The sequence below is a fragment of the Anaerococcoides asporogena genome (assembly GCF_029590275.1).
In the GTDB taxonomy this organism is placed as follows: Bacteria; Bacillota; Clostridia; order Clostridiales; family Clostridiaceae; genus JG1575.
The window spans coordinates 1,481,387-1,504,698 of sequence record NZ_CP120965.1 but is presented as its reverse complement, the minus strand read 5'-3'; the positions used below and the strand labels follow the sequence as shown (position 1 = coordinate 1,504,698).

22 protein-coding genes are annotated in these 23,312 nt (G+C 54.6%); 2 read left to right on the top strand and 20 right to left on the bottom strand.

Annotated elements, in window-relative coordinates:
* Nucleotides 1-48: 48 nt before the first annotated feature.
* Complete coding sequence (locus P6M73_RS07270; RefSeq protein ID WP_277855445.1) at nucleotides 49-1,254, bottom strand: acetate/propionate family kinase; 1,206 nt, start codon at nucleotides 1,252-1,254, stop codon at nucleotides 49-51.
* A 152-nt stretch (nucleotides 1,255-1,406) separates the two neighbouring features.
* Nucleotides 1,407-2,402 (bottom strand): phosphate acetyltransferase, encoded by a 996-nt coding sequence (gene pta, locus P6M73_RS07265; RefSeq protein ID WP_277855444.1) that lies wholly within the window; start codon nucleotides 2,400-2,402, stop codon nucleotides 1,407-1,409.
* A 148-nt stretch (nucleotides 2,403-2,550) separates the two neighbouring features.
* Here pta and P6M73_RS07260 point away from each other — a divergent pair, with 148 nt between their 5' ends.
* Nucleotides 2,551-3,753, top strand: a complete 1,203-nt coding sequence (locus tag P6M73_RS07260) for a tRNA(Met) cytidine acetate ligase (RefSeq protein ID WP_277855443.1) — start codon at nucleotides 2,551-2,553, stop codon at nucleotides 3,751-3,753.
* Between the two features lie 121 nt (nucleotides 3,754-3,874).
* Here P6M73_RS07260 and P6M73_RS07255 read toward each other — a convergent pair whose 3' ends face one another.
* The 8 genes from P6M73_RS07255 to P6M73_RS07220 all read right to left on the bottom strand — a co-directional run bounded on the left by P6M73_RS07255 (nucleotide 3,875) and on the right by P6M73_RS07220 (nucleotide 12,086).
* Nucleotides 3,875-4,540 carry a YczE/YyaS/YitT family protein gene (locus tag P6M73_RS07255; protein WP_277855442.1) on the bottom strand — a complete coding sequence of 222 codons (666 nt, stop codon included), beginning with the start codon at nucleotides 4,538-4,540 and terminating at the stop codon, nucleotides 3,875-3,877.
* A 103-nt stretch (nucleotides 4,541-4,643) separates the two neighbouring features.
* Nucleotides 4,644-5,204 carry an ATPase gene (locus tag P6M73_RS07250; RefSeq protein ID WP_277855441.1) on the bottom strand — a complete coding sequence of 187 codons (561 nt, stop codon included), beginning with the start codon at nucleotides 5,202-5,204 and terminating at the stop codon, nucleotides 4,644-4,646.
* 118 nt (nucleotides 5,205-5,322) lie between these two features.
* Complete coding sequence (gene coaD / locus P6M73_RS07245) at nucleotides 5,323-5,805, bottom strand: pantetheine-phosphate adenylyltransferase (protein ID WP_277855440.1); 483 nt, start codon at nucleotides 5,803-5,805, stop codon at nucleotides 5,323-5,325.
* Nucleotides 5,805-6,398 (bottom strand): 16S rRNA (guanine(966)-N(2))-methyltransferase RsmD, encoded by a 594-nt coding sequence (gene rsmD / locus P6M73_RS07240; RefSeq protein ID WP_277855439.1) that lies wholly within the window; start codon nucleotides 6,396-6,398, stop codon nucleotides 5,805-5,807. Before rsmD ends, coaD begins: the two co-directional genes overlap by 1 nt.
* Before the next feature lie 270 nt (nucleotides 6,399-6,668).
* Complete coding sequence (gene recG / locus P6M73_RS07235; RefSeq protein ID WP_277855743.1) at nucleotides 6,669-8,753, bottom strand: ATP-dependent DNA helicase RecG; 2,085 nt, start codon at nucleotides 8,751-8,753, stop codon at nucleotides 6,669-6,671.
* A 137-nt stretch (nucleotides 8,754-8,890) separates the two neighbouring features.
* On the bottom strand, nucleotides 8,891-10,555 hold the full coding sequence (locus tag P6M73_RS07230; RefSeq protein WP_277855438.1) for a DAK2 domain-containing protein: 1,665 nt from the start codon (nucleotides 10,553-10,555) through the stop codon (nucleotides 8,891-8,893).
* Between the two features lie 8 nt (nucleotides 10,556-10,563).
* Nucleotides 10,564-10,911 carry an Asp23/Gls24 family envelope stress response protein gene (locus P6M73_RS07225; protein ID WP_277855437.1) on the bottom strand — a complete coding sequence of 116 codons (348 nt, stop codon included), beginning with the start codon at nucleotides 10,909-10,911 and terminating at the stop codon, nucleotides 10,564-10,566.
* Nucleotides 10,912-11,207: 296 nt separating this feature from the next.
* A complete protein-coding gene (locus tag P6M73_RS07220) occupies nucleotides 11,208-12,086 on the bottom strand; it encodes a YitT family protein (RefSeq protein ID WP_277855436.1) in 879 nt (292 codons plus the stop codon).
* Nucleotides 12,087-12,596: 510 nt separating this feature from the next.
* Between P6M73_RS07220 and rpmB the strand changes: the two genes are divergently transcribed.
* A complete protein-coding gene (rpmB, locus tag P6M73_RS07215; protein ID WP_277855435.1) occupies nucleotides 12,597-12,788 on the top strand; it encodes a 50S ribosomal protein L28 in 192 nt (63 codons plus the stop codon).
* A 340-nt stretch (nucleotides 12,789-13,128) separates the two neighbouring features.
* Here rpmB and P6M73_RS07210 read toward each other — a convergent pair whose 3' ends face one another.
* The 10 genes from P6M73_RS07210 to def all read right to left on the bottom strand — a co-directional run bounded on the left by P6M73_RS07210 (nucleotide 13,129) and on the right by def (nucleotide 23,096).
* Nucleotides 13,129-13,764, bottom strand: coding sequence for a thiamine diphosphokinase (locus tag P6M73_RS07210; protein ID WP_277855434.1), 636 nt, complete (start codon nucleotides 13,762-13,764; stop codon nucleotides 13,129-13,131).
* Nucleotides 13,761-14,414: a ribulose-phosphate 3-epimerase gene (rpe, locus tag P6M73_RS07205; RefSeq protein WP_277855433.1), complete on the bottom strand. Its 654-nt coding sequence runs from the start codon at nucleotides 14,412-14,414 to the stop codon at nucleotides 13,761-13,763. Before rpe ends, P6M73_RS07210 begins: the two co-directional genes overlap by 4 nt.
* Complete coding sequence (gene rsgA, locus P6M73_RS07200; protein ID WP_277855432.1) at nucleotides 14,405-15,277, bottom strand: ribosome small subunit-dependent GTPase A; 873 nt, start codon at nucleotides 15,275-15,277, stop codon at nucleotides 14,405-14,407. The genes rpe and rsgA overlap by 10 nt, the downstream gene beginning before the upstream one ends.
* Before the next feature lie 101 nt (nucleotides 15,278-15,378).
* A complete protein-coding gene (gene pknB / locus P6M73_RS07195) occupies nucleotides 15,379-17,514 on the bottom strand; it encodes a Stk1 family PASTA domain-containing Ser/Thr kinase (RefSeq protein ID WP_277855431.1) in 2,136 nt (711 codons plus the stop codon).
* Nucleotides 17,511-18,233, bottom strand: a complete 723-nt coding sequence (locus P6M73_RS07190; protein ID WP_277855430.1) for a Stp1/IreP family PP2C-type Ser/Thr phosphatase — start codon at nucleotides 18,231-18,233, stop codon at nucleotides 17,511-17,513. The genes pknB and P6M73_RS07190 overlap by 4 nt, the downstream gene beginning before the upstream one ends.
* Nucleotides 18,214-19,266 carry a dual-specificity RNA methyltransferase RlmN gene (gene rlmN, locus P6M73_RS07185; RefSeq protein ID WP_277855429.1) on the bottom strand — a complete coding sequence of 351 codons (1,053 nt, stop codon included), beginning with the start codon at nucleotides 19,264-19,266 and terminating at the stop codon, nucleotides 18,214-18,216. The genes P6M73_RS07190 and rlmN overlap by 20 nt, the downstream gene beginning before the upstream one ends.
* Nucleotides 19,267-19,614: 348 nt before the next feature.
* Nucleotides 19,615-20,952: a 16S rRNA (cytosine(967)-C(5))-methyltransferase RsmB gene (gene rsmB / locus P6M73_RS07180; RefSeq protein WP_277855428.1), complete on the bottom strand. Its 1,338-nt coding sequence runs from the start codon at nucleotides 20,950-20,952 to the stop codon at nucleotides 19,615-19,617.
* Nucleotides 20,952-21,659 carry a zinc metallopeptidase gene (locus tag P6M73_RS07175; protein ID WP_277855427.1) on the bottom strand — a complete coding sequence of 236 codons (708 nt, stop codon included), beginning with the start codon at nucleotides 21,657-21,659 and terminating at the stop codon, nucleotides 20,952-20,954. Before P6M73_RS07175 ends, rsmB begins: the two co-directional genes overlap by 1 nt.
* Nucleotides 21,656-22,630 carry a methionyl-tRNA formyltransferase gene (fmt, locus tag P6M73_RS07170; RefSeq protein WP_277855426.1) on the bottom strand — a complete coding sequence of 325 codons (975 nt, stop codon included), beginning with the start codon at nucleotides 22,628-22,630 and terminating at the stop codon, nucleotides 21,656-21,658. Before fmt ends, P6M73_RS07175 begins: the two co-directional genes overlap by 4 nt.
* Nucleotides 22,608-23,096, bottom strand: a complete 489-nt coding sequence (gene def, locus P6M73_RS07165) for a peptide deformylase (RefSeq protein WP_277855425.1) — start codon at nucleotides 23,094-23,096, stop codon at nucleotides 22,608-22,610. Before def ends, fmt begins: the two co-directional genes overlap by 23 nt.
* Nucleotides 23,097-23,312: the final 216 nt, after the last annotated feature.

Below are 23,312 nucleotides of genomic sequence, written 5' to 3'. Positions count from 1 at the left end.
ATCGATCCGCAGTGGATCGACCCGCTTATTCCTGAATGACGGATAGTCTTAGTGTTTGGCTTCCTGCACCAGAACTTTGGTGTCGCGGGCAATCATGAGCTCTTCATTGGTCGGGATGACCATGAGCTTCACTCTGGAATTGTCCGAGGAGAAGATGACTTCCTTGCCGCGGACATTGTCCTTGGCCAGATCCACTTCAAAGCCGAGGAATTCGAGTCCCTTGAGGATCTCTTCCCGGGCCATCGGGGAATTTTCTCCCAGTCCGGCCGTAAAGACGATGGCGTCAATTCCGCCCATGGCTGCTGCATAAGAGCCGATGTACTTTCTGACCCGGTAGTGGAACATATCCAGAGCCAGCTGAGCGCGCTTGTTGCCTTCGGCAGCGGCTTTTTCCAGGTCACGGAAGTCGGAGGAAACACCGGAAACACCAAGGACTCCGGACTTTTTGTTCATCAGGTTGTCAACTGCTTTCGCGTCCCAGCCTTTTTCAGACATCAGGTAGGTAACGATGGCCGGATCCATATCTCCGGTACGGGTTCCCATAACCAGACCTGCCAGAGGGGTAAAGCCCATGGAGGTGTCAATGGCCTTGCCGTGCTTGACCGCGGTGACGGAGGATCCGTTGCCCAGGTGGCAGGTAACGATCTTCATGTCTTCAATGTTGCGGTTGAGCATTTCAGCAGCCCGGTTGGCCACATACTTGTGGGATGTGCCGTGGAAGCCGTAACGGCGGATCTTGTCCGATTCATACAGTTCGTAGGGAATGGCATACATGTAAGCTACCGGATCCATGGTCTGATGGAAGGAGGTGTCAAACACGGCGGTCATCGGTGTGTGCGGCATCAGTTCGCGGCAGGCGCGGATACCGATCAGAGCCGGCGGGTTGTGCAGCGGAGCCAGCTTGGAAACTTCCTTGAGCTCTTCCATCAGCTGATCATCGAGCAGTACGGAGCTGGAGTATTTCTCTCCGCCGTGTACGATCCGGTGTCCGACTGCGGTGATTTCATCGACGTTCTTGATCACGCCGACCACTGGATCGACCAGCGCATCCAGCACCAGCTGAATTGCGATCTTGTGATCGGGCATTTCTGTCTCGATCACATGTTTGTCTTTGCCTTCCGGCCGATGGGTCAGAAGCGATCCCTCGATGCCAATGCGCTCTACCAGGCCTTTGGCCAGAACGGCTTCGTTGGACATGTCATAAAGCTGATACTTTAATGAGGAGGATCCGGCGTTGATAACTAAAACTTTCATATTTACTACCCCTGTTCTCTATAATATTTTTTTGAAGTTAATCTTTTGTTTGAGTTGTTTCCCGATGGTCGAGATGTGTCCCGCTCACACGCTGCAATATCTGCGATATCAGCTATTCTTGCGACGGTGTAATATCTGGTTTGTTTGCGTGATTATCTGGTCTGAGCCTGTACCGCGGTTACTGCCACAACATTGACGATGTCTTCGGCGCTGCAGCCTCTGGAGAGGTCATTGATCGGACGGGCAAAGCCCTGACAGATCGGGCCGATGGCTTCGGCACCGGCAAACCGCTGTACCAGCTTGTAGCCGATATTGCCGGACTGAAGATCCGGGAATACCAGGACGTTGGCTGCACCGGCCACTTCCGAGCCGGGTGCTTTCTGAGCGGCTACCTTGGCAACCAGGGCGGCATCCGCCTGAAGTTCCCCGTCGATTATCAGATCCGGGCGCTGCTCATTGGCTTTTTTCACAGCGTTCTGCACCTTGGTTACTACTTCATGTTCAGCTGAACCCTTCGTGGAGAATGACAGCATGGCTACTTTCGGATCAAAGCCCATCAGATGTCTGGCGGTATCCGCTGTCGAGATGGCGATGGAAGCCAGCTGGTCCTCATCGGGCATCGGGTTGACCGCGCAGTCGGCAAACAGCAGCGTGCCGTTGTCGCCAAATGCTGAATTGGTTTCCATGATGAAGAAGGAGGAAACCACGGATACGCCCGGGGCAGTCTTAACGATCTGCAGACCCGGCCGCAGAAGGTCGCCTGTGGTGTGAATGGCTCCGGAGACCATGCCGTCCGCGTCATTGCGCTTGACCATCATGGTTCCGTAGTACATCGGATCCTTCATGATTTCGGCAGCCTGTTCCGGCGTGACCCCTTTCTTCTTGCGCAGTTCGTAAAACTCATTGGCGTATTCTTCGAAATTCTCGGCCGTCAGAGGATCGATGATCCGGCATCCGGAGAGGTCCAGAGAAAGGTCAGACGCTTTGGCCCGTACCTTCGCTTCATTGCCCAACAGGACAATATGCGCAATGCCGTCCCGAGTAATTTCAGCTGCCGCCGTCAGATTCCGTTCTTCCTCGCCTTCCGGCAGGACGATGGTTCTGACATCGGCTTTGGCCTGGTTTTTCATCTTTGTCATGAAATCCATGGTAGTATTCTCCTTTTTTTACGACTTGGCTGAACCAGTCGCCGCATACTATTTCTATCTTATATATTAACGTATTTGATTGCATATTATCAAGGTTTGCTGTAACTTAAAATAACAGAAGAAACGAAAGAATAGAACAGGTGAAGCCATGAAGACTGTTTTCATCATCAGCGAATACAATCCCTTTCACAAAGGACACAGCTACCAAATCCGCCGGATTCGGGAAGAACTGGCTCCGGATACCGTCGTCAGCATCATGAGCGGGCATTTTGTCCAGCGCGGCGCACCGGCTATCCTGGACAAGTTCAATCGGGCCCGGCTGGCTCTCGCGGGAGGCTGTGACCTGGTCGTGGAACTGCCGGCGGTCTATGCCACATCCTCTGCGGAATTTTTCGCCCGGGGCGGCGTTGCCATTGCCCAGGGGCTGGATCCTGCCGGCACCCTGAGTTTTGGGTCGGAGTCCGGCAATCTGACACAAATTGAGACAGTTGCCCGTCTGCTCACAGAAAATAAAGAATCCATGGAAGTCCATCTGAAAGAGCTGCTGGCTCAGGGTTTGACTTATCCCAGGGCCAGAGCCCTGGCATTGAGTCAGCTCAGCGGATCACCCGGTCTGGAGAGCGCCATGGAATCCCCCAATGATATTCTGGCCGTAGAATACGTCCGGGCCGCACAGGAGATGGGCTCCAGCCTGAATTTCCATACAATCCGCCGTCAGGGTCTGGGCTATCACGCCACCAGCCTGGAAACAGGACAGTTCCCATCAGCCACCGCACTGCGCCAGGCTCTGCTGGCCGGTAACACCGGCCAGACACTGGCCGGACTACCCGCAGAGGTCGCCGCCCTCTTTGCCGGACTCAGCGACGAGCTCCTTTTGGACGAAGACCGCTTGAAACTGATTCTGCGCTATCGACTCAGCCTGTTTCCCCAGGCCATTGAGTCGCTCCCGGAAGCCCGAAACGGGGTTGGGGAGCGCATCGCCAATCAGGCTCCGCTTCTGAACGACCAGTCCATTCAGGACTTTGCCCTGGCCATGAAAACCCGGCGCCTCACCTACACCCGAATTCGCCGGCTGCTGCTCCACCTTGCCCTTGGCTTTGACAGCCTGAATTACGACCAGCGGCGCAGGCAGCTGCCAAGCTACACCCGAATTCTGGCGCTGAACCGCCAGGGTGCCCGGTTTCTGGCACAGACCCGCAAGACCCGCACCATCCAGGCAATTCAAAGTGCCACGGAAGTATCAGAAGCCGACTTCCTCCCGGATCTCATGGCTGCCCGCCTCTACAGCCTGCTTTCCCCCACCCTGGCTCCGAATTCTGATTATACTCATCCCCTGCGGATCCAGGATTAAGGATTAAGGATTAAGGATCAGAAAAAAGCGAATCAACATAAAAAGAAGACATCCCGCCCTCTGCCGGTTCAAGTTGTTCCGGCGAAGTGGCAGGGTGTCTTTTTTGCGCTTGGTCCAGGCTCTATTTCGCGGACTGACGCGCCAGGTAGTCTTTGACTAAGGACAGCCCGAGGTACTGGTGGGTGATCCGGGAGGGATCAAAACCAGTGACAGAAAAGGCCAGCTTAACAAAAAAGCCCATGGAAAGGGCGGTAATTACGGTACCAAGCCCCACTGGGCCGCCCAGAATGAATCCCAGAAGCGTGACGATGATCTCGATGGCATTGCGGATGAGGGCCACATCTTTCCCCGTGACTTTCGTCAGGGCCAGCATCATGCCGTCGCGGGGACCTGCTCCCAGGCCCACCGAAATATAGATTGCCGTGGCAAAGCCGATGATGGCAAGACCCGCCAGCATCATGGGAATTCCGGTGAGATAGCTCTGACTTTTCGGGATCAGCGGCAGCACTACATCGAGAATGATGCCGATCATGACGGCATTGGCGATGGTGGCAAAGCCGATGCGTTCCTTCCACAAACTGTTGAATAAAAGGATGACAATGCCTACCAGCGTGGACACGGTGCCAAAGGACAAACCGGTGTGGTTTGAGATTCCCTGATGCAGGACATCCCAGGGGGAGAAGCCAATACTGGCGCGAACCGTGACAGAAATTCCCACCGCGTAGAGGGTCAGGCCCACTGCCAGTACCAGGAGCCGGAGCGGAAGAGCGCGTTTGCTAAAGTCCATTTGGATCATCCTTTATCGTTGGATTTGGTCATAATGCAGAGGAAACCCGCGGTTCGGCGGGTTTGAACTGATCAATGGGGATCATTCGGCTTTGTCGGCCGTATTATTTCATGGTGGACAGTTCCTGGATATTCTCCCGGACCGTCTGGGTCGTTGAATCAATGGACTGGCGATAACCGGTCACAAAATCCTCCATATCTTTCTTAAAGGCTACCATGGCGTCATTGGACCGCAGCTGGAGCTCCTTTTCCAAATCAGACAGGAGGCTGTATGCGTAATCCCGGGCAGCCAGGCGCATGTTCTTGGCTTCGGTCTGGGCCTTGGAGACGATCTCGCGCGCCTTATCCTCCGCTGCCCGGACAATGGTGTGCTCATTGACCTGGCTGCGCATGATTTCCTCCGCTTCCATTTTGATGCGGTTGTACTCGTTGTTGGCATCATCCAGAATCCGGTCCTTTTCGGCAATGACATACTGAGCCGTGTTGAAGTCCGCCGGCACGCTCTGGATGATCTCGTTGATAATGTCTGTCACAATCTCCTGGTTAACCATGACTTTGCTCGAGAACGGGACCTTGGATGAGCGATCGATTTCATCCTGGAGAATCTCCACCAGCCGGATCAGTTCGATCTTATGTTTTCCCATATCATTTCTTTCAAATTCCATGTCATTCCACCTTATCCTGGCCCGACGGGCTCATCATCCGCCGCGGGCTGATTATTTGATTCTTGCCGGCCCGCCGCTTCGACGAACCGTAATTGATTGCTCTCTTTCCTATTGTACGCTATTTATAATAATTTTGCTTGAGCCGCTCGATAATTGGTCCGGGAACAAATCCTTCCAAGTTGCCGCCAAAGTGCATGACCTGACGTACCAGAGAGGATGACAGATAGGAATAATTCGGACTGGTCATCATCATCAGGGTTTCAATCTGAGGTTCCATGGCCCGATTGGCATTCGCCATCTGCAGTTCGAAGTCAAAATCCGATACGACGCGAAGTCCCCTAACTATAACCCGAGCCCCCGCTTCTTTCAAGAAATTGACTGTGAGGCCAGAGAATCCTCTGACTTCAACGTTGGGCAGATGACTGGTCACCAGCTGGATCATCTCGATCCGTTCCTCAATCGGGAAGAACCCTTTCTTATCGGTATTGATGAGGACCGCCACAATGACTTTGTCAAAAATCGAGGAAGCCCGCTCGATGATATCCAGATGTCCTAGACTGATCGGATCGAAGGATCCGGGATATACTGCTGTTTGAACCATTATTCTTCCTTTTCTTCGTATTGATAGAATACCAGCGTCGTATTGCCATAGGTTCTCTCCAGAACAATGGACAGGTGCGCGCAGCCGGGGTCAATATCCTCCCGCGTGTCAATCTTGGTCACGATCAGCCCGTCTTTGGTCAGAAGCCCGGATTTGTGGATCTGCTCCACCGCTACGGGGATCATTTCGTTCAGATACGGCGGATCAATGAAGATCAGGTCAAAGGGCTTGCCCTCTGCGCCAAGACGCTTCAGCGCTTCGCGATAGTCTATGTGAAAGGATTTACACTCTTCATTAAACCCCAAGTTTCTTATATTTTCAACCAATAAATCATAGGTTTCGCGGAAGGCATCCACCAGAATGACCTGGCCGGCACCGCGTGATGCCGCTTCCAGTCCCAGAGAGCCCGTCCCCGCGAACAGATCCAGAACCCTGGCCCCTTCGATTTTATACTGAATAATGTTGAACATGGCTTCCTTGACCCGGTCCAGTGTCGGTCGGGTCGCCCGGACTTCCCCGGTTTTGGTGTCACGCCCTTCATTCTGCGGTCCCAGGATCTTGCGACCCCTGGCTTTGCCTGCAATGATTCTCATCGTTATTCCTCCTGGCATTCTATATATGATCCGTCACTTCCTCTGACTGCTTTCGATCCCTCGGCCGATCCCTCGTCCGATCCCTCTGCTGATCCCTTTGCTGATCCTTTTGCTGATTCGTCAGACTGTGATCCCTCTGCTGATCTGGCTGACTTTGATCCCTCTCCTGATCCGACGGGTTTCGAACCGTCGATTGGTTCGCCAACCTTCGATCTGTCGGTTAATCCGGGTTCCTGTCAATTGCCTTTCGGTCCGGCGACCGGCAGTGGATTAATTCAAGCAGATCAGGTGGATGTTCTCATCCAGTCGGGAGAGGATCTCCTCTTTGATCCGGCGGTGAGCCGGTTCCTCGGAGCGGAAGATACGGGCTGCCCACTTGCTGGCTTCTAGGAACAGATGATAGTCCTGAATGAAGCTGGCCAGGGTCAGTCCGGAGTCCCCGCTCTGGTTGGTGCCGAAAATCGCACCGGTGCCCCGCATCTTCAGGTCCGCCTCGGCGATTTTGAAGCCGTCGTTGGTGGATGTCATAATTTCCAGGCGCTGCCGGGTGTTGTCCGCGTTGGACGCGGCCAGCAGCAGACAGTAAGACTGATAGCTGCCCCGGCCAACCCGGCCGCGCAGCTGATGCAGCTGCGACAATCCGAAGCGCTCGGCATTCTGTACAATCATGACGGAGGCATTGGGCACATTGACCCCCACCTCAATGACGGTGGTGGATACCAGCACGTCAATGTTTCCCGTCTTGAAGGAGTCCATGACGGCTTCTTTTTCTTTGGGTTTCATCCGGCCGTGGATCATGGCCACGGTGTAATCCCGGAACGGACCGGCGGAGAGCTCCTGCGTCAGCTTGCCTACGGAAGTCAGATTCGGTTTGTCATTATCCTCAATCAGCGGACAGACCACGTAGACCTGCCGTCCCTTTTCGATCTCTTTCAAGGCCAGGGCATAGGCCTTTTCCTGGCCGGGACCGGTAAAGCTGCGGGTCAGCACCGGTTCGCGCCCCGGCGGCAGTTCGTCGATGACCGATAAATCCAGGTCCGAATACAGGTGCAGGGCCAACGTCCGCGGAATCGGCGTAGCGCTCATGACCAGGACGTCCACATGGCGGTTTTTGCCGATGAATTTCAGGCGCTGGTTGACGCCGAACCGGTGCTGTTCATCGGTGACCACCAGTCCCAGATTGGGAAAGGCCACATCCTCTTCCAGAATCGCGTGAGTTCCGATGACCACCATGGGGCGGCCGGACGCGATGGCTTCCTTGACCTTCTGCTTTTCCCTGGCTTTGAGCGATCCGACCAGGTAGCGCACCTCAATGCCGAAGGGTTCCAGCATGGTCAGGAAGTCCGCGTAGTGCTGGGCCGCCAGTATTTCAGTAGGTACCATCAGTGCGCCCTGATAGCCGTTTTCCACCACATTGAACAGCCCGGTCAGTGCCACAATGGTCTTGCCCGAGCCGACATCGCCCTGAAGCAGCCGGTTCATGGGCAGATCCTTCTTCTGATCCAGCAGGATCTCCCGGATCGAACGGGACTGGGCCTGGGTCAGTTCGTAGGACAGGGCTTCCTTGAATTCCCGGAGCCGGGGACTCATGGAAAACACGATGCCTGAATGATCCTTGGCCCGGAGTTCCCGGGCGGCCTGGATTTTCATGGAATAGGCAAACAGTTCCTGGAACTTGAGCCGTTCCAGCGCTTTGTCAAACCGGTCTGATTCCGGATTATGGATCGTCCGGATTGCTTCGTCCAAAGCCGGATAGGCGTAGGCGGCAAGCACTTCCGTCGGGAGATTCTCCGCGATGCGGATATTCGCCAGAACCTGATTCACGAGCTTGCGCAGTAGGTTGTCCGTCAGATCTTCCTTGAGCGGATAGCGGGCAATGATTTTGCCGCCCTCCGGTCCGCCGGTTTCCTCCTCCTTCATCACTTTGGGATTCGTGATGGACAGACCCGAACCCACCCGCTTGAATTTCCCGTAGAGGTTCACCGTCTGGCCGGCCGTGAAGCTTTTGGCTGCATAAGGCATGTTGAAATACATGGCTTTGACCGGCCCGTAAGCTGAGTCAAAGGTCAGCGTCGTCATGGTCTTGCCGGTGCGGGTGCGCACGGGACGCGATGCGCTGAGGTACTGTGCCCGCACCAGGAACTTTTCTTCCGTGTCAAAGGCATGGGGATCCATCTCGCTGATCCGTTCATAGTCTCTGGGAAAATACAGAATCAGATCCATCAGAGATTCAATGCCTGCCCGGTGGAGAAGCTGCGCCGTCTTCTCTCCTACGCCCTTCAGGCTTTTGATGTCGTCATCCAGCTGCATGTTTGCCTCCTTCCATTGGCGCCGGCCGAGCGGCGAATGGGTGATGCCCGCGCTCCCCTGGGATCGTCCGGGCTCTGGTTTCTCCTGGAAGCCGGGAACGGCCTCCGGTTGAATATCGGAAAAACCGGGAACAGTCGATTCCCGGTTTTTCTGTGTGTTCGCTTGCCGGTGAAGTCGCCGGTTTATTCGACAGACATGATGAGATAGTACAGCGGCTGCATGCCTGCGTAGCTGATGATCTCAAAGTCCGGATAGGTTTCTTCCAGTCGCGCAACGAACTCCGCCACTTCCTCTTCCCTGGTGTCCTTGCCGTAGTAGACCGAAATGATGGAGGAGTCTTCCGAAATCATCATTTCAATGAGCTTTTCGGCCATGGGATATATTTCGCGTTCCACCAGCTTGATCTTGTTTTCCAGCAGTCCCAGGTAGTCCCCGGCTGAAACCTTCTTGCCTTCGATTTCCGTGTCCCGGACCGCGTAGGTAATCTGCGCCGACTTCACGGAATTCAGGGCATCCTCCATCAACGTCAGATTACGCTCCAGGTTCACTTCCGGATTGAAGGCCGCCAGACAGCCGATCCCCATGGGGATGGTCTTGGTGGGAATGACATGAACGCTCTTTTCGGTCAGATCCAGGCACTGGTTGGCACTTAAAATAATGTTCTTGTTGTTGGGCAGAATGAAGATCTCCTCGGCGTTGAGCTTCTCAACGGCATTGAGGATGTCCTGAGTGGACGGATTCATGGTCTGTCCGCCTTCAATGACATAGTCGCAGCCCAGATCCTCGAAGATCTGCCGCAGGCCCTCCCCGGCAGCTACGGAAATGAACGCGTAAGGTTTTCTCTCCCCGGCTTCTGCAGCCTCAGCTTCTGCCGCGGTCTCCTCGATGAGATTTTTCTTCACGAACTCCGATTCTTCATGCTGATGCAGCGTGCGATTCTGCTCCCGCATGTTCTCGATCTTGATTTTCAGAAGTTCTCCGTGCTTCTGGGCTTCCTGCATGACTTCGCCCGGATTCTCCGTATGAATGTGGATTTTGGTCACATCATCCATGGTGACGAAGACGATGGAGTCGCCGCGCGCCTCCAGATAGCTCTGGAAGTTGGGATCCCGGACTGCCCCGGCTACGATGAATTCCGTACAGTAGCCGAAGGTAATGTCGGTGGGAGCGGCGATGGCGCCGCGGCCTTCGACGGCTCCCGACGGAGTGAGTTCGGAGCGCAGGACTTCCTTGCGGTCGCTGAGCAGAGCTTCGAGCATGCTGCGCAGAATGATGACCAGACCCATGCCGCCTGAATCCACGACCTTGGCTTCCTTCAGCTGCGGCAGCAGATCCGGCGTCTTGTCCAGTGTGTCAGAGGCGACCTGATTGACATAGTCAAGGAGTTCGACGATCGAGTCGGTATCATGCTCCACCGCCTTTTCACCGACCACGCGAATGACCGTCAGAATGGTTCCTTCGGTGGGACGCATGACCGCGCGGTAGGCGGAATTGGCGCCCTCCTTCAGAGCTTCTGCCAGCTGCGGAGCCGTAGCTTCGTCCTTGTGCTCAAAGCCCTTGGCAATGCCCCGGAAGATCTGAGACAGAATGACCCCGGAGTTTCCCCGGGCGCCCATCAGAGCTCCCTTGGCGAAATCGCGGGACATTTTGCCCAGAGACGTTTCGGTGGACGACTTGATGGAATCCACCGCCGAGCGCAGCGTCATGCTCATGTTCGTTCCGGTATCCCCATCCGGGACCGGAAAGACATTCAAAGAGTCCACATAGGCTTTGTTCTCTTCCAGCATGTTGCTGGCATGAACCAGCATATTTAGAAAATGTTGTCCGTCAATTACCGTGTTCTTCATACAGCCTCCTAGAACCTTACGCCTTCGATGTTCACGGTAATGCCGGTCACCTTCAGACCTGTGAAATTTTCTACGTTATATTTGACTTTCTGGATAATGTTATTGGCGATGACGGAAATCTTGGTTCCGTATTCCACCACCACAAACACTTCAATGGTCAGTTCGCCGCCCTTTTGAAGGACTTTGACGCCTTTATTCAAATGCTCGATCTTGATCAGTTCCCAGAGTTCATCACTCGTGTTCTTTGCAGCCATTCCTACAACGCCATAGCATTCCATGGTCGCCATGCCAATGATGTTGGCAATGACATCATCTGAGTAATTGACTTTGCCAATTTCAGTTGTGTATCCGATCATGTTGTTCCCTCCGGATTCATTTATTGCATCTTTTTGCTTCAGACGGTTTGGAGCATCGGGATCAACGGATCCCTGCCGGCTTCTTTTCATGGTATCTACCTTTTCCTGTGCGATTTTGCGATTAAATACGGTCCTTCATCAGGGGTGGACCCGCCTGAAATCGGGACCAGGAGCTCATGATAAAAACCTATGTATCTTAATAATATTATTATAAAATCGTCGAATTATCAATGAGTCCGCTCAAAGAGGCATCCGGCCGGATCCGCTTTGCGGATGACTGATTCGGGGAACCCGGATTAAAACAGATGCTTGTCGAAGGTTCCCGTCACATCGACCCGTTCCGAGTCAATCATGAATACCTGGGGATCCAGCTCTACCAGCTCTTTCTTCAGATTCCGGAACTCGTATTTGTCCACAATGGTCAGAATCACGTTCTTCCTGGAGCTGGAATAGATGCCGGTGGCTTCCCACTGGGTGACGCCCCGCCCCACCCGGGCATTGATAAACGGTGCAACCTTGGGTGACTCCGATACAATCAGCGCAAACACCTTGACGTTCTGGTAATGTACCCGGTCCAGAACCAGGGAATACACCACGGTAAAGACCACGGAATAGATCAGGATCTCAATGGGAAAGCTGACCGCCACATAGAGCATGACGATGCCTGACACCAGCAGCGATACTTTTCCTACGGAGAAGCCGCGGAATTTCAGGGACAGGTACACCCCGAGAATATCCAGACCGCCGCCTGATCCCCCATGACGCAGGGTAAAGCCGGCACCGAAGCCTGACACCAGTCCGCCAATAACACAGAGTGTCAGCCAGTCATTGATGAGCGGCTGCCCTGCAATGGGAATCACCGCCATGGCAATGGACTGAGCCGTCAGCGTCAGCAGTGTCTTATAAAAGAAACCCTTATGAATGACCCGATAGGTCAGAACCAGAAGCGGAATATTGATCAGAAACAGCAGCGGTCCGGTCATCGCCAGATTCAGATTGCCCAGAGAATTGATAATGGCCTGAACCATCTGCGCGATTCCCGTGATCGTTCCGATATACAGTCCCAGCGGAAACACAAACAGATTCAGACCGGTGGCATAAAGGATGCCCCCCAGCATGGAATAAACCGTCTCCATCAGCACACGTCCCGTAAATTTCTTCTTAATATCCTGCATTTGCCCCATCCCTTCGACATTGAGATCATACCAATCATGTCCTGTACATTGATCCGACTGAGGGTCAGTTTCCCCCGGGCAGAACCTAAACTATACCCCAGAACCCGGTAGTTTTCAAGTCAGCCCATGGGAAATGATCCAGTCTGTCTCAAAGCCATCAATGAAAAAAGGGCATTCCATGGCTCACTGTTCCCGGATGGCAGCTGAGCTGTCCATCCCGTGGTGATTGAGGCATCCTGTCCGGATTCGAGACTCTTCTGGGACTCCTTCGCGACTTACTGATCGAATTGCTGAAAATTTCCCCTTTATAATGTGGTTGATTCAAATTTTTAGGTTGGGTGAACCCGCTTCCTGTGATATAATAACTCCGGCAGGTCCCCTGCCCGGATGGAGTGCCTTGCGGAGCTGCTACATAAATATCAAAAGTTTCAGGTCTAAGGTTGAAAATAAAACACCATTTGTGATATACTAATTTATGCTGTAAAAAACACTCGTTAAGGAGGTGTTGTAATGTCAAGAAAATGCGAATATTGCGATAAGGGCGTTGTTTCAGGTGTCTCCTACAGCCACTCACACAGACAAAACAAGAGAACCTGGGCTCCTAACCTGATGAAGGTCAGAGCAATTGTCAACGGTACTCCTAGAAGAGTTGTTGTTTGCACAAGATGCTTAAGATCCGGAAAAGTAGAAAGAGCAATATAATCTGAAAGGCCAGAATATAAATTCCGGCCTTTTCGTCTTTTTTGGGATTCGAAACCTTCCGGATTCCCTTCGGTCGAATTTCCATTGAACGAAATCCCGTTGAACGTATTCCAGAAGGAACGTATTCCAGACGGTGCTGTTCCCCTTGGACGTATTCCAGACGGAGCAATTCCCGTAAAATAAAAGCAGAACCATGAGCTGATGAGGCTCACGGTTCTGCTTTTTTGTTTTTATCGTACCGGTGCTCCGGCGAAGCCCTGAGTCTGCCCGGGCTAACAGCTCCCTGCCTGCACCTGCGAGTGAACGACTGCGACCTGGTCCCAGCTGGTCGTGCCTGGAATCAGTCGCGGCTGATGCAGACGAGAACCTGGCCGCGAGAAAATCGGATGCGGGCAGGACCCTCCAGAAACTCATTGGAGACGGTCAGGGTGGTGGCGAAATCCAGGGTATGGCGATCCAGGGGGTATTTCACGTTTTCCACGGTGAAATCGGGAATGGGTCTTCCCAGCGGGAAAAAAGAGATGTACCAGCCTGAGACAGCGTCGATGCTCTGTGGGGCATCGGCCAGGAAAATCCGGTTGTTGTCATCGCGGATCAAAAGCTTTGCTCCCAGAGACCGGGCTTTCTGGAGCAGGCCCAGGTTGCCGATAAAGTGATCCAGCCGATTGCCGGTGGCTCCAAGGAGCGTGATGTCCGTGGCCCCCCGCTCAATGGCTTCCTCCAGCGCTGCCTCCGTGTCGGTAAAATTCTTGCGCACCTGGTAGGTGATCACCGGGGTCTGGCTGCGGATCTGTTCCAGCAGTCCCGGTTCAATGGAGTCAAAATCTCCCAGGGCCAGGTCCATGGCGATGCCTTCCCGGAACAGGACGCCGGCTCCGGCGTCCGCTCCAATGATGAGATCCACCCCGCCGGCCAGCACTTCATCGAGGAGTTCCCGCGACGGAATCCGGCCGCCGGAAACAATCAGGGCTTTCATGCGAGCTGTTCCCGCAGCAGGTCCATGTTTTCCTGGATGGCGCGGTTGCGGAATACGGCAGAACCCGCGACAAAGCAGTCCGCGCCGGCCTGGGCCAGCATCCGGATGTTGGCGGCATCAACGCCGCCGTCGATCTGGATCACCAGATCCGGGTTTGAGTCCAGCGCCATTTCGCGGAGTTCCTTGATCTTGTTGACCGTGTATGGGATGAATTTCTGTCCGCCGAAGCCCGGATTCACACTCATGAGGAGCACGTAGTCCAGACAGGGCAGGATGTCCTTCAGAACACTGACCGGAGTGGCCGGATTCAGCGTAATACCTGCCTTGACGCCCAGTTCCTTGAGCATGGCTACGGCCCGGTCGATATGCGATACCGCCTCCCAGTGGAAGGAGATCATGTCCGCCCCGGCTTTGGCAAACTCAGCGAAATACTGCTCCGGATGAACGATCATGAGATGAACATCAAAGGGCAGCGTGCTGTACGGCCGGATGGCCTTGACCACCATGGGTCCGATGCTGATATTAGGAACAAAGCTGCCGTCCATGACGTCCACATGGACCCAGTCGGCTCCCGCCTGTGTAATTGCGGTGATGTCCTGTCCCAGAGCGGCAAAATCCGCTGAAAGTATCGATGGTGCGATCAATCCCATTTGTATTTGTCTTCCTCCTTGAGTTTTAAAAACATGCGTTGGTAATAGTCGTAGCGTTCGGGTGAGACGGCGGTGCCGATCTGTGCCTTTACGGCACAGCCTGGCTCCCGGTCATGCAGACAGCCGTTGAAGCGGCACTCGCCTTCAAAAGGCTGAAATTCCGGAAACAGGTCCTTCAGCTCCCGGTACGGGATCCCCTGGGGTTCGATGTTGGAAAAGCCGGGGGTATCCGCCAGGAGTCCTTCCCCCACTTCGACCAGTTCCGTATGGCGGGTGGTATGCTTGCCTCGGCCGATTTTTTCCGAGACCACGCCAGTCTCCATTTTTTCTTCCCCCAGCAGCTGATTCAGCAGAGTGGACTTGCCGGCTCCGGAGGGGCCGCACAAGACTGTCACTTCATCCTTCAGCCGGCCCGTCAGCAGCTCTCTGACCAGCGGATCGAGCGCTGAGATAAACAGCAACTCATAGCCAGTGCCCAGAAACCGCTGGATGATAGCCTGTCTGGTTTCCTCCGGCACCAGATCCTTTTTGTTCAGCAGAATCAGCGGCCGGATGGCTTTCTGTTCCATGACCAGAAGAAAATGATTGAGCAGATCCCAGTTGATGTCCGGTTCAGCCAGCGCAAAAACCAGGAAAGCCTGCGTAATGTTGGCGATGGCCGGGCGGATGAGATCATTGCGACGCGACTTCAGTTCGTTGATGATGCCCTCGGGGACGGCCCGTTCATAAGAAACGAGATCCCCGGGCAAAGGGGCTGTCTGGCGCCGGAATTTCCCCCGGGCCCGACAGGGTGTCACCGTGCCGTCTGTCAGATCCCTGACATAGTACAGCCCGCCGACGCCTTTCATGATGATTCCTTCCATGGCTACCTCCCATGCGATGCTTTTCTGGATCCTTCGAGTGATTGATCCTTCGAGCGATTGATCCTTCATGGAAAAAGCCCGTTGCTACGGGCTTTTTCCATTTAATCGATCTGAACGTTGCTCAGTACATTGACCAGAATGCGTTTTCCGGAAATATCGACTTCTTTGATGATGCCATCGATTTTCCCCTGATTGAGCAGCTTATTTTTCTTGGCGGTGGATACGACGGATCCATCCGGATTATGCAGATTCAGGATGCTGATGGTGTACCCTGCCTTCAATGCAATCTCTTCAGCCTCATAGTAATCCTTGTTCAGGATGTCCTTGGAGGTTACTTTCGTGTTGGAGGTCGGCGGAGTTGTCGTTGACGGCGGCTTGGTCGACGGCTTGGTACTTGGCTTCGTAGCCGGCTCGGTGGAGGGCTCGGTCGAAGGAGTCGTCGTCGACGGCTTGGTGGCCGGCTTGGTCGCCGGGACATACCGGCCGATCTCGACATTCACCACGGTATCCTTGGCAACCAGCGTGCCGCGGACCAGGCTCTGCCGGACTACCTTGCCCTCAAAGGCCTTGTCGTTCACCGTCACCGGGCTGGCTGTACCCAGCTTCAGGCTGGCAGCAATCAGCGCGTTGTTGGCTTCATCCAGGCTCTGACCCATGAGGTCCGGCACAATCAGATCCACTTTGACCGGATCCTTGCCCTTGGACACCGTCAGGTTGACGGTCGTGCCTTTTTCTACCTCACGGCCGGAAATCGGATCCGCGCTGACAATGACACCCGCCAGGATATAGTCATGGAAGCTTTCGGTGACCGTGCCGACAACCAGATCCGAAGCAGCAATGGCTCCCTGGGCATCTTCCAGTTTCATGTTGGAGAAATCAGGCACCTTCACCATTTCACGGGTTTTGCTGATCTTGGCTTTCACAGTTCCGCCGGACTGGATGGTCTGGCCGGCGGCGGGATCGGATTCCAGAACGATGCCGCCCGGGGTCTCGGATACCACATATTCTGGTTCCAGCTTGATCTGGAACTTGGAGAGCTCCAGGCGGGCCTTGGCTTCGTTCATGCCCACAATGTTGATCATGGAGATGGACTTGGGCGCGGCTTCCACCTGACGCTTCTCATTGAGGTCTTTGAAGTACTTGATGCCAAAGACACTGACGCCGGTCAGCAGCAGCACCAGGAACACCAGCAGTGCCAGGAGACCTTTGTTGCGCCGCTTTTCCTTTTCCTCTTCTTCCACCAGTTCGTCATACTCAAACTCATCCTCTTCCTCCGTGGGAGGAATGGCTGAGAATTTCTTCTGCACGGTGACCGGGCTGGAGGTTCGAACCGGTGCCATGACCTGAGTGGAATCCATGCGCACCTTGGGCTTGGATTCCTCGTCCTCAGCGGCACTGGCATGGGCGTAGACCAGCGGACTGGATCCCTTGATGCGCTGAATGTCCGTCAGCATGTCATCCATGCTCTGATACCGGTCGATGGGGTCTTTCTCCACCGCCTTCATGATGACCGCATTGAGCTTGTCGGAGATGCCGGGATTAATCGTTTTAGGCGGAATCACCGGTTCCTGCATATGCTTGAGGGCAATGGTCACCGGGCTTTCCGAGTCAAAGGGCAGCCGGCCTGTAATCATCTCATACATTACAATTCCCAGGGAATAGATGTCCGAGCGCAGGTCCGTCGTCAGGCCCCTGGCCTGTTCCGGTGAAAAGTAGTGAACCGAGCCGATGATGCGGCCCGAATTGGTGATGGTGGATGATTCCGAGTGCTTGGCAATGCCAAAATCAAAGATCTTCACCCGATCATCGTCCGTAATCAGAATGTTGTGGGGCTTAATGTCCCGATGAATAATTCCGTTGATATGGGCATGCTGCAGTCCCTTGGCGATCTGCTCGGAATAATTGATGACCTGGTCCTGAAACAGGCGGCCCTTTTCCTTGATGATCTTTTTCAGGGTCTTGCCCTTGATGTATTCCATGACAATATACTGCAGGCCGTTTTCGGATCCCACATTGTAAATATTTACGATGTTGGGGTGATTGAGTCCGGCGACCGAATTGGCTTCCTGCCGGAACTGTTCCAGAAACTCCTTGTTCTGGGCAAACTCTTCTTTCAGAATCTTGACGGCGTCATACCGTTTCAGATTCATGTCCAATGCCTTATAGACATTGCTCATTCCGCCCATGGCGACTTTTTCTACGATTTGGTATCTTTTTCCCAGTACTCTTCCAATCATCTGCGGTCTCCTCCGAATATCAGCAGGGAAATATTGTCCTGGCTTCCCCTCTCTTTGGCCAGGTTCACCATCATTTCCACAAATTTCTTATTGTCCGGCTCATTCAGATGAGCCTGGAGCATTTCTTCTTTCGTTACATAATCTGTCAGGCCGTCCGTACAGAGCAGCATATAGTCAAAATGGCTTTTGTCCACTTCCAGTATATCCAGTTTCAGTTCATCTTTGGTTCCCAGTGACCGGGTGATGATGTTTTTCTGGGGGTGACGGACCATTTCTTCCTCCGTCAGCGTCCCGATGTCCACCATTTCCTGGACCAGGGAATGATCCCGCGTCAGCTTGGCAATTCGGTCATCCTTGATCAGGTAGGCCGAGGAATCGCCCGCATGAGCGAGAAAGACCTCGCTGCCCACATCCAGGGCACAGGTAATGGTGGTGCCCATCCCGCTGTACTCCGCTTTTTCAGAGGACATGCGGTACACTTCCCGGTTGGCTTTCTGAATCGCCGACTCCAGGATCTGCGGGGCGATGCTGCGGTTGTAGTATTCCCGGATATAGTTTCGGATCAGTTCCACCGCTTCCCGTGAGGCGATTTCGCCGGCCCGGTGGCCGCCGATTCCGTCGCAGACGATGTAGAACCCGTAGTCTTTCGTGATGTCATAATCCACGAAATCCTCATTGGTCTCCCGGTAATTGCCAATATCAGACATCTTCTCCGCCAACGTCATCACCTCCCTGATCCAGAAAACTTCGCTTGAGCTGACCGCAGGCGGCATCAATATCAGAACCCATCTCCCTGCGGATGGTGGTGGGAATGTTGAAGCTCTCGAGCCTGGCCCGGAATGCTTCGATTTTTTTGAGATCAGGCTTTTTATAGAGCCCGTCTTTAATTTCATTGAGCGGAATCAGATTGACGTGGCACTTGAGGCCGCGCAGCAGGACACGCAGAGCCTGAGCTGCCTCGGGGGTATCATTGACCCCGTCCACCAGGGCATACTCGAAGGAGATGCGCCGGTTGGTTTTGGTCTGGTAATAGCGCAGCGCCTCGAACAGCGAAGTCAGATCATGCTGCCAGGCCACCGGCATCAGCTTCTGGCGCTCGGCCTGAGTGGGCTGGTGCAGGGAGATTGCCAGCGTGACCTGATTGTCCAGATCGGCAAAGTCCCGGATCCGCGGGGCGATGCCGCAGGTGGACAGCGTGATGTGGCGCTGGCCGATGGCCAGCCCCCAGGGCGAGGACACCATGCCCAGGAACCGGGCCACCTCGTCAAAGTTGTCCAGCGGCTCGCCGGACCCCATGAGCACGAGATTGGAGATTCGCTCCCCCGCAACCTGCTGCAGAGCCAGAATCTGTCCAATCATTTCACCGGCGGTCAGGTTGCGGATCAGCCCTTCCTTGGTAGAAGCGCAGAAACTGCAACCCATCCGGCATCCGACCTGGGTTGAAATGCAGACGGAATAGCCATGCTCATATTTCATCAGCACAGCTTCGATGATATGCGAATCCTTCAGCTTCAGAAGCCCCTTGCGGGTTCCGTCCACCGATTTCAGAAGCTTGATGATCTCGGGGACATCCACGGAAAACTCCCGCTTGAGCAGCGCTCTTGTTCCCTCCCCCAGATTCTTCATGTCGTCAAAGGAAAACACGCCCTCATAAATCCAGTTCAGGATCTGATCGGCCCGAAACGGTTTTTCACCTGATTCTTTCAGTTTTTGTTTCAATTCCTCTGGTGTGAGGTCCAATATATTAATCAATGATTCTCCGCCCAAACTGTATAAATTTCTCAATTATTATAACATACATCCCTTGGGATTTAATGACAAAATGAAGTGTCTCCCCAGCTTTCCCGTTTCCGGGAAAATCAAAAAATCCGATGGGACAGGATCATTACCCGCCCGCTGGCCGGTTGAATCAACAGTCGGCACCCCTCCCATCCCGAAAGAAGTGCCGCAGCCGTATTTCAATGAATCCTAGTTAAAATGGTCTCCCCGAACTCGCCGGGCAGTGCCGCGCCGATCCGGGGAGATATTAACACTTCCAGGCCAGGCAGCACCTGGCCCTGCCAGGTGCCGGCAGGAGCGAGCTGCATGATTGCCGGGAAGCTAATTCTTCTTGAGGACTGCCACAAAAAAACCATCCAGACCCGCTCCGGGCAGAACGGTCAGCATGCCGTCATGAAGCAGCAGATTGTCCAGTCCCCGGGCACCGGCCTGTTCCGCCAGCCGTTCCAGGGGCTGAGCCTGCAGCGCAAACTCCGGATGATCCGCCAGAAACGCCCTGACGTTGTCCTGATTCTCCGCGGGGTTCAGGGTGCAGGTGGAATAGATCAGGCAGCCGCCGCGTTTCAGATAGCGGGAGCCGTTACGCAGAATCCGGGCCTGGATCTTCGCCAGTTCCTGCATGCCCTTCTGATCCATGTTATGCCGGATGTCGGGCTTTCGGCCCAGCAGTCCCAGCCCGGAACAGGGAACATCCAGCAGGATGCCGTCCGCCGATTCGGCCAGGTCCGGCTGAAACTCCGTCGCATCCCCGATTCGGGTTGTAACGGTCAGCCCCAGTCTTTTAAAATTTTCTTCCATACGGTCGAGCTTGCGCTGGGACAGATCAAAGGCCGTGATCCGGTAATCGCCGGGAGTCTCGGCCAGGTAAGCGCTCTTGCCCCCCGGAGCGGCGCACAGGTCCAGGATGGTGCCGTCCGGCACCAGCTGATGCAGCAGCATGGGCGGCAGCGCGGCCGCCTCATTTTGAACCGAGAACCAGCCAGCGCGGTATCCCGGCAGATCACGCAGTGCGCCCTGCCGCGTCAGGTAGAGGAACTGATCCGAGAACCAGCCCGGTCTGGCTTCCAGCCCGACTTCCTGCAGTCGGGCTGTATAATCCGGCGAAGCGATCTTTTTCTGATTGACCCGGATGCACAGTCCTTCGGCCTGAATTAAATCAGCCAGGATGGACGGTGCCCGATCGCCAAAGGTCTTTTGAAAATGGCGGACCAGCTCGGGCTTCAGGGAATACTCAAAAGCCAGGCGGTCGGTTTCACCGGCAAAAGCCACGGCTTTTTCCTCCCGCAGAATGCTGCGGAGCATACCGTTGACAAAGCCGGCGGCCTTCGGACTTTTCTTGCGAACAATGGTAACGGCCTCGGATACCGCAGCAAAGGGCGGCACCCGGTCCAGGTACTTCATCTGATAAACCGCCAGGCGCAGCTGACTGAGCACCTGATCTTCCATTTTGCTCAGCCGGACCTTGGAATAAGTTTCCAGAATCCGATCGATGCTGTAGAGTCTGGCCAGCGTCCCGTAGACCAGTTCGGTAATAAATGCCTTGTCCTGCTGCGTCAGCTTGGCGTTAAAAAGGGCCTGATCAAGCTCAGCGCCTGAATAAGCCCCTTCCTTGGTTATTTTCGTCAGCAGGTCACCGGCAAGTTTTCTTGCCTGATCCATCAGTCACGCCTCCGGGAAAGCAGGAGAATTCTCAGAAAGCTGAGGATTCCCGTCACGGCAGCCGCCACATAGGTCAGAGCGGCTGCGTTGAGTACCCGCTTGGCTCCCTCTACCTCAGTGGGTGTAAGGATACCGGTGTCCAGAATTCGCAAGGCCCGTTTGGAGGCATCGAATTCAACCGGCAGCGTCACCAGCTGGAACAGCACGGTGAACAGGAACAGGAAGGCACCGATCTGGACCAGTCCGGTTCCGCCCAGGAACAGACCTGCCAGCACCAGAACCATGGAGAGATTTCCGCCGATGGCTGCCAGTGGCACGATAGCACCGCGCAGGCGCATCGGTCCGTAGTTGGTGGCATCCTGGATGGCATGGCCCACTTCATGGGAGGCGATGCCCAGGGCCGCCACCGACTGGCTGCCGTAGACGCCTTCGGACAGGCGCAGTACTTTGCCCTTGGGATCGTAGTGGTCGGTCAGCTGTCCGCGAATCGGTTCAATCGTAATATTATTCAGTCCGCTGTTATCCAGGATGTATCGGGCGACCTGAGCGCCGGTCAGACCGCGCTGGTTGCCCACCCGGGAAAACTGCTGATAGGTCGAGGTTACCTTGGACTGGGCCCAGGCAGCCAGAAGAATTCCCGGAATCAGGATCAGCATGGTGGAATCCATATAAGGAATCATTGCCGCGATGGCAGAGATAATGGTCATTCTGACACACTCCTTTTCATTTCTTTTGCTTCCAGCCGGTTTCCGTTCAGGAAATCGGCCACGGCCATGGGCCGCTTGCCAGGAAGCTGAAGCTCCTGGACACTGATGGCGCCGTCGCCGGTCCGAATGAGGATGCCGGATTTCTCCTGCGCCAGGATGGTACCGGGCTTCTCAGAACCATGGGCCTCCCGGGCGCTGGCTTTTAAGATCTTGACCATGACGTCCCCCGCATAGGCATACGCCAGCGGATGGGGATTCATCCCGCGGATCAGATTCAGAATCTCCCGCGTCGGCCGGCTAAAATCAATGGCGGCATCTTCCTTCTTTATTTTCCGGACGTAGCTGACCCCAGTCTCAGGCTGCGGCACCGGGGTTACCGTTCCGTCAGCCAGTCCGTGGATGGTGCGGATCAGAAGAGATCCTCCGCCCTCCATCAGAACATCATGCAGTTCGCCATAGGTCATGTCCGGCCCAATCGCCACCGGATCAGTCAGCAGAATGGCTCCGGTATCCAGACCTTCTTCCATCCGCATCGTAGTATTGCCCGATTGGGTATCTCCCGACAGAATAGCCTGCTGGATCGGTGCCGCTCCCCGCCAGGCCGGCAGGAGACTGGCATGCAGGTTAATGCAGCCAAGCCGGGGCAGTTCGAGAATTGTCTTTGGAAGCAGCTGACCGTAGGCTACCACCACAATGACATCGGGTGACAGCGCCTTCAGCTGATCCAGCACCGCAGGATCCTTCCGGATACTTTCCGGAGTCAGAACCGGGATGCCCAGAGATTCGGCCAGCGTCCTGACGGGCGTCGGCAGGAATTTCTTGCCCCGGCCCCTGGGCCGGTCCGGCTGGGTGATAACCAGCGCAATCTCGTAGACTTTCGCCAGTTCCTCCAGACTCTTTGCCGCATAATCCGGCGTGCCCATGAAGACCAGGGACAGCCGCTTCGTGTTATTCGTCAATCCCTTCTTCATCCTCCTCTACGGCTTCTACGAACTCCGGCTTGTCGATGAAAAGGATGCCGTGGAGATGGTCCACTTCATGACAGATGGCCCGGGCGAAGAAACCCTCGGCGTCCAGGGTTCTCTGAGCCCCGGTTTCATCCAGATATTCCACGGTGATCTTCTCCGGCCGGTCAACGAATCCAAATAGTCCGGGGACTGAAAGACAGCCTTCCGTGCCGTTGCATTTGCCTTGTGACCGGGTGATGACCGGATTGATGAACACATGGGGCTGTTTTTCTTCCATCCCCACATCGACGACGGCAATCCGCTTTAAGATTCCTACCTGCGGCGCAGCCAGTCCCACCCCGTGGGCGTTATACATCGTATCCAACATATCGTCGATCAGCTGCTTCACCCGCGGCGTCACTTCTTTTACTTCTTTGCTGATTTTCCGAAGGACGGGATCCTGTTCTTCCCGAATTTGTCTTAATGCCATATTACTCTCCTGTTGTGTATGGTCCGCACTCCCCATGAATCAGGAATCCGGATCGATAAAATGATTAGTGCCTAGGTTTCGTTCTGTTCGTTCTGTTCTTTCTTTTCTGTACTTTCTGTCTGGTTGATCCATCTACTTTTGGTTTACATTATATTGTAACAGATCGACCTTAAAACCAGTTTAAATTTGCTGCTCTGCCCCAACCAGAAGCATCGA

Bases quoted from the DNA above. Each gene is read 5' to 3' on its own strand.
- P6M73_RS07270 (WP_277855445.1), bottom strand. From the start codon at position 1,254: ATGAAAGTTTTAGTTATCAACGCCGGATCCTCCTCATTAAAGTATCAG.
- pta (WP_277855444.1), bottom strand. From the start codon at position 2,402: ATGGATTTCATGACAAAGATGAAAAACCAGGCCAAAGCCGATGTCAGA.
- P6M73_RS07260 (WP_277855443.1), top strand. From the start codon at position 2,551: ATGAAGACTGTTTTCATCATCAGCGAATACAATCCCTTTCACAAAGGA.
- P6M73_RS07255 (WP_277855442.1), bottom strand. From the start codon at position 4,540: ATGGACTTTAGCAAACGCGCTCTTCCGCTCCGGCTCCTGGTACTGGCA.
- P6M73_RS07250 (WP_277855441.1), bottom strand. From the start codon at position 5,204: ATGGAATTTGAAAGAAATGATATGGGAAAACATAAGATCGAACTGATC.
- coaD (WP_277855440.1), bottom strand. From the start codon at position 5,805: ATGGTTCAAACAGCAGTATATCCCGGATCCTTCGATCCGATCAGTCTA.
- rsmD (WP_277855439.1), bottom strand. From the start codon at position 6,398: ATGAGAATCATTGCAGGCAAAGCCAGGGGTCGCAAGATCCTGGGACCG.
- P6M73_RS07230 (WP_277855438.1), bottom strand. From the start codon at position 10,555: ATGAAGAACACGGTAATTGACGGACAACATTTTCTAAATATGCTGGTT.
- P6M73_RS07225 (WP_277855437.1), bottom strand. From the start codon at position 10,911: ATGATCGGATACACAACTGAAATTGGCAAAGTCAATTACTCAGATGAT.
- P6M73_RS07220 (WP_277855436.1), bottom strand. From the start codon at position 12,086: ATGCAGGATATTAAGAAGAAATTTACGGGACGTGTGCTGATGGAGACG.
- rpmB (WP_277855435.1), top strand. From the start codon at position 12,597: ATGTCAAGAAAATGCGAATATTGCGATAAGGGCGTTGTTTCAGGTGTC.
- P6M73_RS07210 (WP_277855434.1), bottom strand. From the start codon at position 13,764: ATGAAAGCCCTGATTGTTTCCGGCGGCCGGATTCCGTCGCGGGAACTC.
- rpe (WP_277855433.1), bottom strand. From the start codon at position 14,414: ATGGGATTGATCGCACCATCGATACTTTCAGCGGATTTTGCCGCTCTG.
- rsgA (WP_277855432.1), bottom strand. From the start codon at position 15,277: ATGGAAGGAATCATCATGAAAGGCGTCGGCGGGCTGTACTATGTCAGG.
- pknB (WP_277855431.1), bottom strand. From the start codon at position 17,514: ATGATTGGAAGAGTACTGGGAAAAAGATACCAAATCGTAGAAAAAGTC.
- rsmB (WP_277855428.1), bottom strand. From the start codon at position 20,952: ATGGATCAGGCAAGAAAACTTGCCGGTGACCTGCTGACGAAAATAACC.
- P6M73_RS07175 (WP_277855427.1), bottom strand. From the start codon at position 21,659: ATGACCATTATCTCTGCCATCGCGGCAATGATTCCTTATATGGATTCC.
- fmt (WP_277855426.1), bottom strand. From the start codon at position 22,630: ATGAAGAAGGGATTGACGAATAACACGAAGCGGCTGTCCCTGGTCTTC.
- def (WP_277855425.1), bottom strand. From the start codon at position 23,096: ATGGCATTAAGACAAATTCGGGAAGAACAGGATCCCGTCCTTCGGAAA.